Annotated in this window: 14 protein-coding genes; 9 read left to right on the top strand and 5 right to left on the bottom strand. The window is 63.7% G+C overall.

Annotation, left to right across the window (positions count from 1 at the left end):
* Nucleotides 1–69: 69 nt before the first annotated feature.
* Nucleotides 70–555, bottom strand: a complete 486-nt coding sequence (locus FJW08_RS11375) for a MaoC family dehydratase (protein ID WP_019861112.1) — start codon at nucleotides 553–555, stop codon at nucleotides 70–72.
* A gap of 40 nt (nucleotides 556–595) precedes the next feature.
* Complete coding sequence (locus FJW08_RS11370) at nucleotides 596–1,411, bottom strand: SDR family oxidoreductase (protein WP_140810616.1); 816 nt, start codon at nucleotides 1,409–1,411, stop codon at nucleotides 596–598.
* A gap of 122 nt (nucleotides 1,412–1,533) precedes the next feature.
* Here FJW08_RS11370 and FJW08_RS11365 point away from each other — a divergent pair, with 122 nt between their 5' ends.
* The 6 genes from FJW08_RS11365 (at nucleotide 1,534) to FJW08_RS11340 (ending at nucleotide 7,410) form a co-directional block, all read left to right on the top strand.
* Entirely contained in the window at nucleotides 1,534–2,775 is a 1,242-nt protein-coding gene (locus FJW08_RS11365) for an acyl-CoA dehydrogenase family protein (protein WP_140810615.1), read from the top strand.
* Nucleotides 2,776–2,821: 46 nt separating this feature from the next.
* Nucleotides 2,822–3,859 (top strand): zinc-binding dehydrogenase, encoded by a 1,038-nt coding sequence (locus tag FJW08_RS11360; protein ID WP_140810613.1) that lies wholly within the window; start codon nucleotides 2,822–2,824, stop codon nucleotides 3,857–3,859.
* 186 nt (nucleotides 3,860–4,045) lie between these two features.
* A complete protein-coding gene (locus FJW08_RS11355; RefSeq protein WP_140810612.1) occupies nucleotides 4,046–5,212 on the top strand; it encodes a glycosyltransferase family 87 protein in 1,167 nt (388 codons plus the stop codon).
* Nucleotides 5,205–6,188, top strand: coding sequence for a glycosyltransferase family 2 protein (locus tag FJW08_RS11350; protein WP_140810611.1), 984 nt, complete (start codon nucleotides 5,205–5,207; stop codon nucleotides 6,186–6,188). The genes FJW08_RS11355 and FJW08_RS11350 overlap by 8 nt, the downstream gene beginning before the upstream one ends.
* The gene (locus tag FJW08_RS11345) at nucleotides 6,185–7,003 is read left to right on the top strand and encodes a ChbG/HpnK family deacetylase (protein ID WP_140810610.1); all 819 of its coding nucleotides are present in this window, start codon (nucleotides 6,185–6,187) and stop codon (nucleotides 7,001–7,003) included. Before FJW08_RS11350 ends, FJW08_RS11345 begins: the two co-directional genes overlap by 4 nt.
* The gene (locus FJW08_RS11340) at nucleotides 7,000–7,410 is read left to right on the top strand and encodes a GtrA family protein (RefSeq protein ID WP_140810609.1); all 411 of its coding nucleotides are present in this window, start codon (nucleotides 7,000–7,002) and stop codon (nucleotides 7,408–7,410) included. The genes FJW08_RS11345 and FJW08_RS11340 overlap by 4 nt, the downstream gene beginning before the upstream one ends.
* 6 nt (nucleotides 7,411–7,416) lie before the next feature.
* Here the strand turns inward: FJW08_RS11340 and FJW08_RS11335 are convergent, their stop codons facing one another.
* From FJW08_RS11335 to FJW08_RS11325, 3 genes are all read right to left on the bottom strand, one after another.
* Nucleotides 7,417–10,548, bottom strand: coding sequence for an efflux RND transporter permease subunit (locus FJW08_RS11335; RefSeq protein ID WP_140810608.1), 3,132 nt, complete (start codon nucleotides 10,546–10,548; stop codon nucleotides 7,417–7,419).
* A complete protein-coding gene (locus tag FJW08_RS11330; RefSeq protein WP_140810607.1) occupies nucleotides 10,545–11,693 on the bottom strand; it encodes an efflux RND transporter periplasmic adaptor subunit in 1,149 nt (382 codons plus the stop codon). The genes FJW08_RS11335 and FJW08_RS11330 overlap by 4 nt, the downstream gene beginning before the upstream one ends.
* 198 nt (nucleotides 11,694–11,891) lie before the next feature.
* Nucleotides 11,892–12,719, bottom strand: coding sequence for a MurR/RpiR family transcriptional regulator (locus tag FJW08_RS11325; RefSeq protein ID WP_140756109.1), 828 nt, complete (start codon nucleotides 12,717–12,719; stop codon nucleotides 11,892–11,894).
* Between the two features lie 143 nt (nucleotides 12,720–12,862).
* Between FJW08_RS11325 and FJW08_RS11320 the strand changes: the two genes are divergently transcribed.
* The 3 genes from FJW08_RS11320 (at nucleotide 12,863) to FJW08_RS11310 (ending at nucleotide 16,712) form a co-directional block, all read left to right on the top strand.
* Nucleotides 12,863–13,681, top strand: a complete 819-nt coding sequence (locus FJW08_RS11320; protein WP_140810605.1) for an N-formylglutamate amidohydrolase — start codon at nucleotides 12,863–12,865, stop codon at nucleotides 13,679–13,681.
* 22 nt (nucleotides 13,682–13,703) lie between these two features.
* Nucleotides 13,704–15,245, top strand: coding sequence for an amino acid permease (locus FJW08_RS11315; protein ID WP_140756105.1), 1,542 nt, complete (start codon nucleotides 13,704–13,706; stop codon nucleotides 15,243–15,245).
* Between the two features lie 96 nt (nucleotides 15,246–15,341).
* Nucleotides 15,342–16,712: a glutamine synthetase family protein gene (locus FJW08_RS11310; protein ID WP_140810604.1), complete on the top strand. Its 1,371-nt coding sequence runs from the start codon at nucleotides 15,342–15,344 to the stop codon at nucleotides 16,710–16,712.
* The last annotated feature ends 29 nt before the right edge of the window (nucleotides 16,713–16,741 follow it).

Raw genomic sequence — 16,741 nt, 5'->3', positions numbered from 1 at the left:
CACATCCTACGACCCCAACAAACACCCCGCCGCTAGCTTCTTGCTCACAACAGGTTGACACAGGAAGTCTCATGCCGTCTCGGGCTGGCGTTCAATCAAGGTCAGCGTCAGCCAGCGGGCGGTCAGCGCTGGTTTCTTCGAACCTTCGATCTCGATGGTCACGTCGTGCGCCGTCTGCACCCAGCCCGATGGCCTGACCTTGACGTCGGCGAGCACGAAACGGGTGCGGATGCGCGCGCCGGTCTTCACCGGCGCCAGGAAGCGCAGCGAATCGAAGCCATGGTTGACGCCCATCTTGCCGTTTTCCAGCGGTGGCATGGTCTCGAACGTCATCGCCGATAGCAGCGACAGCGACAGGAAACCATGCGCGATGGTGCCGCCGAACGGCGTTTCGCGCTTGGCCCGCTCCGGATCGCAGTGGATGAACTGGTGGTCGTCGGTGGCGTCGGCGAACTGGTCGATCATGCGCTGCGTGACCACACGCCAGGGCGAAACGCCGACCTCCTTGCCGACGCTGGCCAGAAGCACATCGAGACTTATCGGTTCCACGCTCATGTCCTCCTGTTTCACCCCCGACTTCTGCGGCCGGAAAATGTCATTCCTTGAACAAGGTCAACCCATGCTGCACCGACTGCCCGCCGTCGATCGGCAGGATGGCGCCGGTGACATAGCTGCCTGCACGGCTGCACAAATAGAGCGTTGCGCCGGCAATGTCATCCGGTGTGCCGATGCGGCCGATCGGGACATGGCTGCCGACATGCCTGGCCTGTTCGTCCGTGCCGGTGGCGAATGCGGTCATGCGGCTCTGGAACGGGCCTGGTGCGAAGGCGTTGACGGTGATGCGGCGGCCAGCGAATTCGATCGCCAGAGTGCGCGTCAGGTGGTGCACGGCGGCTTTGGAGGCGGTGTAGGAATAGGCATCGTCGGCCAGCGGCTGCGTGCCCATCACCGATCCCAGATTGATCACCCGGGCCGGATCGGCGTCGCTTGCGGCAGCATCGAGCAGCGGCAGCAATTCGCGTGTCAGATGGAAGACCGCGGTGACATTCACGCCGAACACCTTGGCCCATGCCGAATAAGGGAAGCTCTCCAGCGGCGCGCCCCAGGACACGCCGGCATTGTTGACCAGAATATGCAGTCTTTCGGTCCGTGCCTTGACTTCGCCGACCAGAGCGGCAATGCCAGCCTCACTGGAGACATCGCCGGCAAAGCCTTCTGCCCGGCCCGGGGCGCCAAGTCCGTTCAACTCGCCGGCGACCTTGATGCAGTCCTCGCCCTTGCGCGAGGCGATCATCACGCTGGCACCGGCCTTGACCAGCGCGGTTGCCGCCATACGGCCGATGCCGGTCGCCGCTCCCGTCACCAGCGCGGTCTTGCCGGCAACCGAAAACAGTTCATCCAGATAGCTCATCCAAATTCTCCGCGCCTTTGCCTCGCCTGCGGGCAAAACAGTTCGCGTTGACAAGGCTATCCGAAGTACGGTCATCCTTGCCACGGATAAAATGCCCGGCCTGCATGAAGGGTTAGCGACCGATGACGCAGATGAATCTCGGCATGACCGAGCGGCTGAAGCCGATCCACGCACGCGTCGCTGCCATGGTGCGCGACGAGATCATGCCGCTCGACAAGGAATTTTTGGCCGAGGTCGGCAGGGCCGGCGACCGCTGGGTCTACAGCAAGCGACAGAGCGAGATCCTCGAAGGGCTGAAGAAGACCGCCTGGGAACGAGGGCTGTGGAACTTCTGGCTGACCGGCTCGGAACGCGGCTACGGCCTGTCCACCGTCGAATACGCCTATCTGGCAGAGGAGATGGGCAAGGCCCATCTCGGCGCCGAAACCTTCAACTGCTCCGCGCCCGACACCGGCAACATGGAGGTTCTGGAACGCTACGGCTCGGCCGAGCATAAGCGGGAATGGCTCGAGCCGTTGCTGGACGGAAAAATCCGCTCGGCCTATCTGATGACGGAGCCGGATGTCGCTTCCTCCGACGCCACCAACATTTCCATGCGCTGCGAGCGGCAGGGCAGCGACTATGTGCTCAACGGCGAGAAATGGTGGGCGTCGGGCGCCGGCGATCCGCGCTGCGCCATCTACATCGTCATGGTGCGAACCGGCGGCGATGAAGAGCCACGGCATCGCCGTCATTCGATGGTCCTTGTACCCTCGGACACGAAAGGCGTGACCAAGGTCCGCGCCATGCAGGTCTATGGCGACGATGACGCGCCGCATGGCCACATGCATCTTCGCTTCGACAATGTGCTGATATCAGCCTCGAACCTGATCCTCGGCGAGGGCAGGGGTTTCGAGATCGCGCAGGGCCGTCTTGGCCCCGGCCGCATCCATCACTGCATGCGCGCCATCGGGCAGGCCGAGATGGCGCTGGAGATGCTGTGCCAGCGTTCCGTGCGCCGCGAGGCCTTCGGCCAGAAGCTGGCGAAGCTAGGCGCCAATTTCGACATCATCGCCGAATGCCGCATGGAGATCGAGATGGCCCGGCTGCTCTGCCTCAAGGCGGCGTGGATGATCGACCAGGGCGACGCGCGTGCCGCGGCCCCCTGGATCAGCCAGATCAAAGTCATCGCACCGCGTGTCGCGCTGAAGGTCACAGACGAGGCGGTGCAGATGTTCGGCGCGCAAGGCATCAGCCAGGACACGCCGCTGGCGCGCTCGTGGACGCACCTCAGGACGCTGCGCCTCGCCGACGGGCCGGATGCCGTGCATCGGCGGCAGGTGGCGCGGACGGAACTGAAGAAATACACGCAGGAAAAGGTCTGAGCGCTGTCAGGCCGCGTTGCCCGCCGACGAAAAAGGAATACCACCAATGACGATCCCGTCCGAAATGAAGGCGCTGCTCTTGGTCGGTGACGGCTATACCAGGACGCCGAGCGGCAGTGTGCTCGAGGCGATGGAGCCGTATCTCCAGCCGGGCAGCATTGCGGTGCCGGCGCCCGAACCGAGCCAGGTGCTGATCAAGGTCAGCCTGGCTTCGATCAATCCATCGGATATCGCCTTCATCAAGGGCCAGTACGGCCAGCCACGCGCCAAGGGCCAGCCGGCCGGTTTCGAGGGCGTGGGCACGGTCGTCGCGGGTGGCGAGGAGCCCTATCCCAAGAGCCTCGTCGGCAAGCGTGTCGCCTTCGCCACCGGCCTCAGCAATTGGGGCTCGTGGGCTGAATATGCCATCGCCGAGGCGGCAGCCTGCATTCCACTCCTCGATACGGTTCGCGACGAGGATGGCGCGGCGATGATCGTCAATCCGCTGACCGCGATCGCCATGTTCGACATCGTCAAACAGGAAGGCGAAAAGGCCTTCGTCATGACCGCCGGCGCCAGCCAACTCTGCAAGCTGATCATCGGCCTGGCCGGGGAGGAAGGGTTTCGACCTGTTGTCACCGTGCGCCGTGATGAGCAGATCGCCATGCTGAAAGAGCTTGGCGCGGCGCATGTCCTCAACGAGAAGGCGCCGGATTTCGAAGCCTCGTTGCGCGAGGTGATGAAGGCCGAACAGGCGCGCATCTTCCTCGATGCGGTGACCGGGCCGCTGGCGTCCGCCATCTTCAATGCGATGCCGAAAGGGGCGCGCTGGATCATCTATGGCCGGCTCGATCCCGCCGCCACGGTCATCCGCGAACCCGGCCAGTTGATCTTCCAGCACAAGCGTATCGAGGGCTTCTGGTTGAGCGAATGGATGCGGCAATCTAGAGATCGCCGTGGCCCGGCGATCGTCGAAGCGCAGAAGCGTTTTTCCGATGGACGCTGGTCGACCGACGTGACGGCGGTCATTCCGCTGGCCGAGGCAATGGCGCGCGTGCCGGTAGAACTGGCCAAGCCCAACGGCAAGGTTTTCATCCGGCCCTAAGGCGGTGACCTTGCTCTCGACGCTCGACACAATCACGTGTCCGGCCGCTATCGGAACGGCCGGATCGCCGCTTACGCCATTGAGCCCCCTATGCCTCGTCGCTTTGTCCGTGATATGTCGCCGCCATCGAATGCCGGGAAGGCGCCAGGCTGAAGCGTCTTCCGCGATGGCGTGCGGGGTGTATTGATGACGATTTCCAAGCCGGTTTTCGACCGTTTGGGGCTGGGTATGTGGGTCGGAGCATTCCTGGTCGTTCTCGGCCTGGTGTTATGGTCGCCCTACACGCGCACGGTGATGCAGGCCTACGGATATGGCAGCGAGGCATTCCTCAGCGGCCAGCCGCTGTACAATCTCCAATCCGAGATGGGCTATCTCTACGCGCCGGCCTTTGCCGCGCTCTACATTCCGGTGCTGAAGCTTGGACCGTATCTGGGCGGCGTGGTGTGGCATGCGGTGGGCTTCGCGGCGCTCACCTTCGCGGCGATGCGGCAGGTGCGCAAGCTCGGCGGCGAAGAATTGCCGTGGCTGCTCTCCTTCGGGCTCTTCCTTGCCGTGCCGATGGCGCTGGGTGCCATCCGCAACGGCCAGGCGACGATCCTCCTGACCGGCGCCTGCTGGCTCCTGACCCTGTCGGCGCTCGAAGGGCGGCGCGCCGAGACCTTCTTCTGGGCTTCGGTCGCCATCATTGCCAAACCGACCGCGATCATCATGCTTTTGCTGGTGGGGGCTCTGCGCCCGCGGCTGATACCCGTGCTCGCGCTGGCGGTGCTGTTCGTGCTCGCAATACCATATGCCTTCGCACCTGCAGGCTACGTCAACGAGCAGTACGGTGATTTCGCCCGCATGCTGACTTCTATGGCCGTCGACAAGTCCGGCCACTTCGTCCCCAGCGACTTCACGGCGCCTTTCACCTCGGTGGGAGTGCCCATGCCTGAATTCGCCGCCACGATCGTGCGCGTCGTCGTGGCACTGCTCACGCTATCGATCGTCCTCTGGTTCGACCGCAAGCTGCAGCCTGGACTGGCCGGACTGGCGATCTTCCTGACGGCCGCCTTCTACATGTGCGTCTTCAATCCGCGCGTCGAGCCAAATACCTATGCCATGATCGCCGTGCCTGCCGGCCTCGCCATCGCCATACTGTGGCGGGAGGAGCGTGGCGGTGTCCTGGCTTCGGTGCTGTCGACGGTATTGTTCCTCACAGGTTTGACCGGCGTCGAGCGCCACATGCATGATTTCTTCTACCCCTGGTTCCGGCCGCTCGCGGTCACCTTCATCGCCTGTTCGCTGATCTGGTGGTTCTGGGCCAAGGCGCGCCAAAAGACACTGAATGTCGGACCCGTTGCACATGGCTGAGTTGCGTCAGAAACTCGATATCGTGGCGCCCTTCTTCAACGAGGCGCAATCGGCGTCGGCCTTTGCCGCGCTGCTCGAGAGACTCGAGGAGGCGGTATCAAGCCGTTTCGGCATGGCCGTCCACAAGATCCTGGTCGACGACGGCAGCCGCGACGATGGCGCTGGGCGATTTTCGCAGGCCCTGTCGGGACCGTGGGAGATCGTCCGCCTCAGCCGCAATTTCGGCAAGGAGGTCGCGGTGCTTGCCGGCCTCGACCACTCGCGCGGCGACATGGTGCTGATCATGGATTCAGACCTGCAGCATTCCATGGACATCAGCCTGCAGATGATTGCCGAGTTGGTGGAGCACCCCGATATAGACGTCGTCTACGCCCAGAACGACCGGCGCGAGGCCAGCTGGCGGCGCAGCCAGTTGGCGAAGCTGTTCTATAGCCTGATCAACAGCAGCCAGCGTTTCGACATCCCCGAGAACGCGGGAGACTTTCGCGTCATGCGTGGCACCGTCGCGCGCGCGCTGACCAGCCTGCGCGACAAGCGGCGCTTCAACAAGGGCCTGTTCGCCTGGGCAGGCTTCCGCCAGAAAGCCATACCCTATTCGCCGGAGAACCGCGCCATCGGCACCTCGAAATGGAGCCGGCTCAACCTGATCGCCTTTTCGCTGGAAGGCTTTACGTCGTTTTCGGTCATCCCTCTGCGCATCATCAGCCTGAGCGGGATGCTGGCGGCGCTGGCGGGAGGCGTTTACGGCGCCAAGGTGTTCTTCGAAGTGATGTTCTACGGGATCGCCGTGCCTGGCTATCCCAGCCTGATGGTCGCCGTCGTCCTGCTCGGTGGCCTCAACCTCACCTTGCTCGGCCTGATCGGCGAATATGTCTGGGTCACGCTCTCGGAAAGCAAGGACCGGCCAGTCTATCTCGTGCGCGATGTCCTGCGCAGCGACGTGTCGGACAGGCCGGCAGGCGCGTCCCGGACATGACGCGGCGTATTCGCCTGATCGCCGACGACTACGGCCTGGCGCCAGGGGTTTGCGCCGGGATTCTAGACCTGCTCGACCGGCGACGCCTTACCGGCACCAGTTGCATGACCGGTTTTCCGGAATGGACCGAGGCGGCAGCGCGCATAAAGCCACTGTGCGGCCGCGCGGCGATCGGGCTGCACCTGACCCTCACGGACCAGCCAGCCGTCACGGGCAAATCGAGCCTGGCGCCTGATGGCCGGCTGCCGCCGCTTCGTTCTCTGGCCCTGCCGGTCCTGCGCGGCCGGATCGACAAACGCGACGTCCATGCCGAACTCGACGCGCAGTACAGTCGTTTCGTCGACGCGCTGGGCCGTAAGCCCGACTTCATCGACGGTCATCAGCACGTGCATTTCCTGCCCGTCGTGCGCGGATGGCTGCGGGCGCATTTTCGCGAAGCTGCCGGCAGGCCGGTGTTGCGCGGCGCTCCGGCGCTCAGCGATGCCGCCGCCGCACCGAAGATCGCCGCGATCGCTGCCGTGGCCGCCGGCTTCAACCAATCGATGCAGCGCGCCGGCTTTGCCGTTTGGAAGCCGCTCGCCGGCATCTATGACTGGCGGCAGCCCGAAAAGTTTGCCCCATTGCTGGAGGCTGCGGTCGAAGCGTTGCCGGATCGTGGGTTGTTCATGTGCCACCCCGGCCATGTCGACGACACGCTGCGCGCGCGCGACCCGATGCAAGGCGTGCGCGAAGTGGAGTTCGGGGTACTGGCCTCGGATGCGTTCGGCGCACGCCTGGCCCGCGCCGGTGTCGAGATCATGGACGGCAAGGGATGAGCGGCGCCGAACAGCCCCGGCGTTCGACCGGCAGCAAGATCGTCCGCTTTGCGCTTGTGGGACTGGCGAATACGGCCATCGATCTTGCCGGCTTTTCCCTGCTGCTCAAGCTGCACGTCCCGCCGCTATCCGCCAATGTCGTCTCGTGGTCGATCGCCGTGATCTTCTCTTTCGTGGCGAATGGCTTCTGGTCGTTCGAGCGCAATCACGCCATCCGGTTGCATGACGCCTTCCTGCGGTTCGTCACGGCTGGGGCGCTGATTTCGCTCGGCGTCTCCAGCCTGTCGATCGCACTCTTCGCCGGTATCGCCGGCGTGTGGCCGGCAAAGATCGGCGGCGTCATCGTGGCGGCTGTGCTGAACTTTCTTGCCGCCCGTTGGTCGATCGAGGGCCGGCTGCTGAAATAGCTATCTCTATTGCGCCGGTTCCACATTGGTGTAGGCGGCTTCCTCCAGTTCGCGCTTCAGCCGTGCTTGCTCATGGATCTTCGGCGTGACGAAACGGCCAAGCAGGAGATAGGCGACCGGTGTCAGGAACAGCGTCGAGACGGTGGCCAGGCCAAGCCCGCCGACGATGACCCAGCCGAGCGCCACGCGTGCCTCGGCGCCCGCGCCGGCGGCCAGCACAAGCGGCACACCGCCGAGGATTGTGCAGATCATCGTCATCATCACCGGTCGCAGGCGGATGGTGGAGGCCTGCTCGATCGCTTCGCGCACGCCGAGGCCGCGGTCGCGCAATTGGTTGGCGAATTCGACGATCAGGATGCCGTTCTTGGCCATGACGCCGACCAGAAGCACCAGGCCGATCTGGCTGTAGGCATTGAGGCTGGTGCCCGACAATAGCAGCGCGAAGATGGCGCAGGCAAGGCCGAGCGGCACCGTCGCCATGATGATGACAGCACTGACGAAACTCTCGAACTGGGCGGCCAGCACCAAGAGGATGATGACCAGCGCGAAGCCGAAGATGGTGATCATGGCGCTGTTGGTCTCGCCCAAAGTCGCGGCCTCGGCCAGCGGCAGGATGCGGCTGCCGGGTGGCAGGAGCGGCGTGGCGATTTCCTGCGCGCGCGCCAGCGCATCGCCGAGCGCGAAATTGCCCGAGAGGTTCGAGGTGATCGCCACCGAAGGCTGCTGCTGTTCGCGTGACAGCGACGGCGGCACGGCGCGTTCGGTCAGCGTGGCGATGGTCGACATCGGCACGAAGCGGCCATCCGCCGTCTTGAGGAAGACATTTTCCAGATCGGTCGGGTCGTTGATCGGATTGGTGGTCGAGACCAGCTTCACGCCGTAGCTGCGGTCGGCGATGTAGACATCGACGACGTCATTGCCGTCGAGCATGGCTTGCATGGTGTTGGCGAGCCCCGATATGTCGATGCCGAGATCGGAAGCGCGCTCCCGGTCGATGGCGACGGAGAGCTGCGGCTGCGTCGGGTCGATCGACAGGCGCGGCGACTGGAAGCGCGGGTCCTTCTGCATCTCGTCGATGATCTTGACCGCCGCATCGCCGAGCGCCTTGCGGTCGTTGCCGACCTGCGCGAACTGCAGGCCGTTGCCGGCGCCACGGATGCCGAGGCTGTTGGGTTGGACCGGGAAGATGCGCACGCTGGGCACCTGCCTGGTCAACTGGCTGATCTCGCCCATGATCTGCTGCTGGCTGCGGCTGCGCTCGTCCCACGGCGCCAGCGTCATCACCATGAAACCGGAATTGTAGGAGCCGTTCTGACCGGCGTTTTCGAAGGTCGAGCGGATCTCGCCGGAATCGCGCATCGGCTGGATCAGCCGCTCGATCTTCTGCATCTGCTGGGTCGTGTAGTCGAGGCTGACGCCTTGCGGGGCGTTGATGCGCAACAGCACGGCGGCGCGGTCCTCGGTCGGCGTCAGCTCCTGGCGGATGGTGCCAAACAGCGTGAAGGCGACGCCGGCAAACAGCACCGCGACAAGAACCACGATCCACGGCGCGTCGAGACATGCATGGAGCGCGCGCTTGTAGCCGGCATTCAGGACGCCGCCGATGCGCGCACCGATGCCGTGGCCGCCTTCGTGGTGGAGCGACGCGCTGGTCAGCATGCGCGAGGCGAGCATCGGACAAAGCGTCAGTGCCACCACGCAGGACAGAAGCACCGACATCGCAAGCACGAAGCCGAATTCGCGGAACAGGCCGCCGGTCTGGCCGGGCAGGAACGAGATCGGCACGAAGACGGCGACCAGCGTCAGCGTCGTGGCGACGACGGCGAAGAACACTTCCTGTGCGCCAAGCACGGCGGCCGCACGCGGCCCCATGCCTTCGTTGCGTCGGCGCACGATGTTTTCCAGCACCACGATGGCGTCATCGACGACAAGGCCGGTGGCCAGCACCAGGGCAAGCAGCGTCAGGATGTTGACCGAGAAGCCGGCCAGGTAGATGGCGGCTATGGTGCCGATCATGGCGACCGGCATCGACAGGCCGGGGATGAGCGTGGCGCGCCAGTCGAGCAGGAAGACATAGATGACGATCAGCACCATGGTGACCGACAGGCCGAGCGCGATCTCGACCTCGTGTACCGCGCCCTTGACGAAGACAGCATCGTCGCTGGTGACCTTGATCGCCATGCCCTTGGGCAGGTTCTTCTGCAGCTTGGCGACGGCGGCCTGGACGCCGGTCGAAATGTCCAGCGTGTTTGATTCCGCCTGGCGGATGATGCCGATGCCAATGCCGGTCTTGCCGTCCGAACGCAGCGTTGTCTGGCCGACATCGGGGCCGAGCGTGACGGTCGCGACATCGCGGATGCGCGTCGTGCCGCCGATGATGATGTTTTCGAATTCCTCGGGCGTCGTCACGTCGGCCGTGGTGCGCACGATCAGATCCTGGTTGGTCGTGGTGATCGACCCGGCCGGGGAATCGAAGGCGACGGAGGCGAGCGCCGCCCGGAGATCGGCGACCGTGAAGCCAAGGCTGGCGAGCTTGTTCTGGTCGACGTCGATGCGGAAGATCTTGTCGCGATCGCCGTAGACCTGGACGTCGGCGACGCCGGGCACCGCTGCCAGCTCGTCCTCGATCTCGTCCTGGACCACGACCGTCATGTCCTGGATCGACATAGTGTCGGAGGTCACCGCCAGTCGCATCACCGCGTCGGAATTGGCGTCGGCCTTGACGATGCGCGGCGGGTCGGCGGTATCGGGCATCTGGTTGGCGACGCGGCCGACGGCATCACGGACATCCGAGGCGGCGACGTTGAGGTCGACACCGTCGTTGAACTCGATGGTGACGCGGCTCGATCCGAAGGAGGAGGAAGACGAGATCGACTTGACGCCGGAGACGCGGGCTACCGCGCCCTCGATCGTGTCGGTCAATTCGCGGTCGACGGTTTCGGCCGCGGCCCCTTCGAAGGTGGTGGAGACCGTGACGACGGCGCGGTCGACGTCGGGCAGTTCGCGGACCTCGACACCGTAGAAGGCAGCGAGGCCGGCAACGGCAATGAGGGTGTTCAGCACGAAGGCCATGACCGGCCGGCGGATGAACAGCGCGGTGAAGCCTGTATCGCTGGCGGCGTTGACGGTGCCGGTCATGAGCCTTCCGCGGCGTCGACGGTGCGTTGCTCCTGGCCAGCGATGCGAACCTCGCCGCCTTCGCTGACACTTTGGGTGCCTTCTGTGACCACCATGTCGCCGCTGCCGATCTCCGCGTCGATCAGCACGGTTTCGGTGTTGCGCTGGATGATGCGAACCGGCAACCGCCTGGCCTTGCCGTCCTCAATCCGCCAGACATAGGCGCCGTCCGATCCCCACAGGATCGCCAGCGGGCTGACGGAGGGATAGGTCTCGCCGGGGAACTTCACGGTGATTCCGAACGACATGCCGGCGCGCAGCGAATCGGCCGGGTTGGCGATCTTGGCCTTGACCAGCAGGGTGCGGCTCTTTTCGTCGATGTGGTTGTCGATGGCGGAAACCGTGCCGGTATAGGCGTTGCTCGGATTGGCAATCGGCGTCGCCGTCAATTGCGCGCCGACCTTGACGGCGGCGGCGAAGCGCTCGGGCACCTGGAAATCGACCAGGATGGAGGACCGGTCATCAAGCGTGGCGATCGCCGACTGGTCGGTCACGTAGTTGCCGGCCGAGATCGGCAGGATGCCGACGGTGCCGGCGATCGGCGCCAGGATCGAGCGGCGCCGCAGCGCAAGCTCGGCATCCTGAAGCGCCAGCTTGGCTCCGGCCAGCACCACTTCGGCATCGGCCACCGCGACCGGCGTGGCGGCGTTGGAGGCGCGCAGCGACTTGACGCGGTCGAGCTTGGCTTGCGCGTCCTGCAAGGCGAGCTTGGCCCGGTTCTGGGCGATGATCTCCGTCTCGGAATCGAGCGTCGCGATGATCTGCCCCTTGTCGACACGGCTGCCGGATTCGACCAGCAACTCGGCAAGGCGGCCGGAACTGTAGGGATTGACGGTCACCGAGGCGTTCGCACGGCCGGTGCCGATCGCCTGCAGGCGATCGTTGATGGTGGCCATGCTGGCTGGCGACGCGACGATCGTGGCAATCCGGGTACGCCCCACCTGCCGGGCGCCAACCGCCGCGGTTTCCTTCGCTGGAGGCGTCGCGCCATACGCCCAGTCCCAGCGTGCCAGCACTTCAGGAGCGCCGGGGTAGAAACGCGCCCACGCAGCCACGGCGGCGACCACGATCACAAATGCAAGAACAATCTGTTTCCAGCTCGACATCGATACCCCAGCGGCAACAATCGTCCGCTGGGTTCCAGGTGGAAGCGGATGCAGCGACGATGCGGGCTGGCGGCAACAACCGGCCGCGCCCGATTATCATCGGTTTATGGCAATTATCACGCAATCGTGCACATTAAATCTCGGTAACGTGAATTCGGGACGCTGTAGCGGAACTGATGCGATGGCCGGGGAATCTGCTTATCGCAGGCCTTCCATCTCGCGGATGCGCCGGGCGCCGTCGGCCTCGAGTTGTCTTGTGACGGCGCCGATCAGCGTTTCGGCGACGACGAAAAGCGCCGCCGAAGAATCCCATGCGGAGGGCACGGCGGTTCGTCCGGCGATGACATGGCGGGCAAAGCGGGCGATCGGCGACAGCCACTGGTCGGTGAAGAGCACGATCTGAACGCCGCGCTGATGCGCCTTCTCGGCGAAGCGGACGAGGCTGTCCTGGTAGCGCCTGATGTCGAAGATCACCAGCACGTCGCGCTTGCCCATGTCGATCAGCCTGTCGCGCCACATGCTCTCCTGGCCGGCGAGGTGAAAGACGTCGGGCTGGATGACGGCCAGATGGGCGGCCATGTAGCGCGCCAGCGGATCGGTGAAGCGGCCGCCGATGAGAAAGGTCTTGCCGCGCCGCTCGGCCAGTCTGGTGGCAATGTCGGCAAGCTGCTTGTCGGACAGATGGCGGAAGGTCTCTCGCATATTGTCGAGCGTCGCCTCCAGCATCGGAGACGCCATGCCGCCGCTGGGCGAAGGCGGGTTGAGTGTTCGTATCGCCGGAGACTGCAGTTGCGCCGCCAGTTCGTCCTGCAGGCTCGACTGGAACTCCGGGTAGTTCTGGAAGCCGAGCCGGGCGACAAAACGCAGGATCGTCGGCGAGGAGACGCCGGCCGCGGCCGAGAATTCGGCGACCGTCTTCAAGCCGATCATTGGATAGCTCGCGATCAGCGTCTGCGCTGCACGCCGTTCGCCGGCGGGCATCGCGCCGATACGGTCGGCGATCAATTCGGCAATGTTGGAAATCATCTTTTCCCCACCTTGGCCCGCAGACGGTCTTTTCCTCAGATCGCATTTGACAAAGCCAAACAAACTGTATGAAATCATCCATAGGGACGCAATGAGGCAAAATACGTAACATACGATACGGCGCTCCCCGGGGACTGCAGACTATGGAGAAAGCACGGCCCGCCAGCCTTGCATCGTCTGATACCGTGCGGGTGACGAACCCCGGCGGATCGAGCCCTTTCGTGTTGACCTGCGACCACGCTTCCAATTTCCTGCCGGCCGAATTCGGCACGCTCGGCCTTGCCGCCGAGGACCTGTCGCGTCACATCGCCTGGGATCCCGGCGCGCTGCCGGTGGCGCTGCGCATGGCGCAGGCGCTCGATGCGACGCTGGTCGAAACCCGCATTTCGCGGCTGGTCATCGACTGCAACCGGCCGCTCGACGCGCCGGACTTGGTGCCGCCGGTCAGCGAAACGACAGCCATACCAGGGAATACCGGCCTGTCAGAGAAACAGCGCGCGGCGCGGGTCGCTCTGTCATGGCAGCCATTTCACAGCACCATCGAGCGCATCGTCGAGGAACGGTTGGCGCGCGGGCAAGAGACCCGGCTGGTTTCCGTGCATTCCTTCACGCCGGTCTACAAGGGCCGCAACCGGCCGTGGCATATCGGCATCATCCATGACGAGGATCGCCGCCTGGCGGCGCCGCTGATCGGCGCGCTGAAGCGGTTGGCCGGGGTTGCGGTCGGGGTCAACGAACCCTATTCGCCTGCCGACCGCGTCTATTTCACGCTGGAACGGCATGCGCGTTCGCGTGGCTTGCCCTGTGCGATGATCGAAATCCGCAACGATGAAATCTCCGGTGAAACCGGGCAGCGGAAATGGGCGGATCTGCTTACGGGCATTTTTTTGAATCTGGAGCCAGAGGAGGCCAAGGGCTCTCGACGAAGCGCAGTCGGAAAGTCAGTTCAATCGGCCAGCTAAGAACCAACAGGGGAATTCTGACATGACAACACCTGATCACTCCGACAAGTCGGAGGACACAAAAATCCTTCACAGTATGGGCTACGCCCAGGAATTGGCTCGCCGCATGAGCGGCTTCTCCAACTTCGCCATTTCCTTCTCGATTATCTGCATTCTGGCGGGCGGCATTACGTCTTTCCCGCTGGCGATGGCCACCGGCAGTGGTTTCGAGGCGACCATCGGCTGGGTCATCGGGGGCGTCTTCGCCCTTGTCGTCGCTGCTTCGTTGGGCCAGATCGGCTCGGCCTATCCTACCGCCGGCGGCCTCTATCACTGGTCGTCGATCCTGGGCGGACGCGGCTGGGGCTGGGCCACGGCCTGGATCAACCTGCTCGGCCTGATCTTCGTGGTCGCCTCGGTGAATGTCGGCGTCTACCTGCTTTTTCAAGGGCTCGTCGCAGGCCCGATCTTCGGCTGGGACACATCGACCTGGGGCTTCTGGCAGCAGACGGTGGCTGTCGTGATCATTACCGTCACCCAAGGTCTGTTCAATCATCTCGGCATCAAGACGACAACGAGATTGACGGACTTTTCCGGCTACCTCATCCTCGTCGTTGCGGTCGTGCTGACGCTGACTTTCCTGATCTGGGGCGCGCATGGTTTCGACCTTTCGCGACTGACGACCTTCGTCAACACGACCGGCGATCTCGGTGGTGGCTATGTTCCGACGGCCCGCACTGCACTCGTGGCCTTCCTGATCGGCCTTCTCTACCCGCTTTACACGATCACCGGTTTCGACGCCTCGGCGCATACCGCCGAGGAAACGCACAATGCCCGCGTTGCGGTGCCCAGAGGTATGATCCACGCGGTTCTCTGGTCTCTCGTCTTCGGTTTCGTGATGGCGGTCTCCTTCGTCCTCGCGAGCCCCGATCTCGTGGCGACCGCCAAGGACGGCGGCAATGCCTGGTTCAATCTCTTCAACAACCTGCCGGCGCCGACCTGGCTCAAGGATCTGCTCGGCATCTGCATCGTGCTGTCGAACTATCTGTGCGCGCTGGCCGGCCTTACTTCGACCTCGCGCATGATCTTCGCCTTTTCACGTGACGGAGGTCTGCCGGGATCGTCCTTGTGGAAGCAGGTTTCGCCGACCTGGCGCACGCCGGTCCCGGCTATCTGGCTAGGTGTCGTGCTGTCGATCGCCGCCACGCTCTATTCGCCGGCTTTCGCGGCGCTTGCAGCCGGCTGCGCTCTCTTCCTCTACGTCTCCTATGCCATGCCGATAGCGGCCGGACTTTTTGCGGAAGGAAAGACCTGGACCGAATTCGGACCGTTCCGGCTCGGCATCTGGTCAAAGCCGTTCGCCATCATCACCGTGATTGGTGTCATGGTGCTGATGTATGCCGGCATCCAACCGCCCTTCGACATCCTGATCAATTATGCGATCGGATTGATCATTCTGCTCGTCGTTTTGTGGTTCGCCGTTGAAAATCGCCGCTTCCAGGGGCCGCCTATCGGCGAGGCGGCAATCGCCAAGCGCAGGGCGATCATCGCAGCGGCCGAAAAGGCCGTCGGCGAATCCGCCTGAACAGCCAATCAAACCGTGGCGGGTTCGCTCGCCACGGTTTTCTAGTTCCGTCAACATGACAAGCCCGAAACGACCAAGCACTGGAGTGCCAAAGGAATGGCCGGAAATTTCTCGTTCGATCAGTTGAAGAAAGCGGTCTCCAATGGCGAGATCGACACGGTGCTGGCATGCATTGTCGACATGCAGGGCCGACTGGCGGGAAAACGGTTCCTGGCGCAGTACTTCGTCGATTCCGCGCATGACGAGACGCATGGCTGCAACTATCTGCTGGCGGCCGACATCGATATGGAGCCGGTGCCGGGCTACAAGGCAGCAAGCTGGTCGAAGGGCTATGGCGATTTCGTCATGAAGCCGGACCTCGCGACGCTGCGGCGCATTCCCTGGCTGGAAAAGACCGCGCTGGTGATCTGCGACGTGCTCGACCACCACACCCATGACGACCTGCCGCACTCACCGCGCGCCATCCTGAAGAAGCAGGTCAAGCGGCTGACGGAGCGTGGCTACATCGGCTATTTCGCTTCCGAGCTCGAATTCTATCTGTTCAACGAGACCTACGATTCCGCCCGCAGGAAGCACTGGCAAGGTCTCGACACCGCATCGCCTTATATCGGCGACTACCAGATCGGCATCACCACCAAGGAAGAAGGCGTCATGCGCCGGCTTCGCAACGAGATGGAAGCGGCGGGAATCCCGATCGAGAATTCCAAGGGCGAGTGGGGCCCGGGCCAGGAAGAGATCAATGTGCGCTATGCCGAAGCGCTCGACATGGCCGACCGCCATGTCATCCTGAAGAACGGCGCCAAGGAAATCGCCGAGTCCGAAGGCAAAGCGATCTCCTTCATGTCCAAATACAATTACGGGCTCGCCGGCAATTCCAGCCACATCCACAATTCGCTGTGGAGCGCCGACGGCAAGACGCCGCTGTTCTTCGACAAAAAGGCAGATTGGACCTTGTCGACGCTCGGTCAGCAATGGGCGGCCGGGCAGTTGAAATACGCCAAGGAGTTCACCTGGTTCCTGGCGCCCTACATCAACTCCTACAAGCGCTTCCAGGCCGGCACCTTCGCGCCGACCAAGATCATGTGGAGCGAGGACAACCGTACCGCCGGCTTCCGCCTGTGCGGTGAGGGCACCAAGGGCATCCGCATGGAATGCCGCATCGGCGGCGCCGACCTCAACCCTTATCTGGCTTTTGCCGCGCTGATCGCGGCCGGCCTTGCCGGCATCGACGAAAAGCTCGACCTGCAGAAGCCGTTCGTCGGTGACGCCTATCAGGCCTCTCGTTTGCCGGAGATCCCGAAGACGCTGCGAGACGCCACCGAGACGCTGGCCAAGTCAAAGATGCTGAAACAGGCGCTCGGCGAGGATGTGCTCGAACACTATGTCCACACGGCGAAGTGGGAGCAGTTCGAATACGACCGCCGGATCACGGATTGGGAACTGCACAGAGGGTTCGAGCGATATTAAACCAAGCCACCGCTGCCCTACGGCCATCG

The sequence above is a fragment of the Mesorhizobium sp. B3-2-1 genome (genome assembly GCF_006439515.1).
Lineage (GTDB): Bacteria > Pseudomonadota > Alphaproteobacteria > Rhizobiales > Rhizobiaceae > Mesorhizobium.
This window is presented reverse-complemented; position numbering and strand designations above follow the sequence as displayed.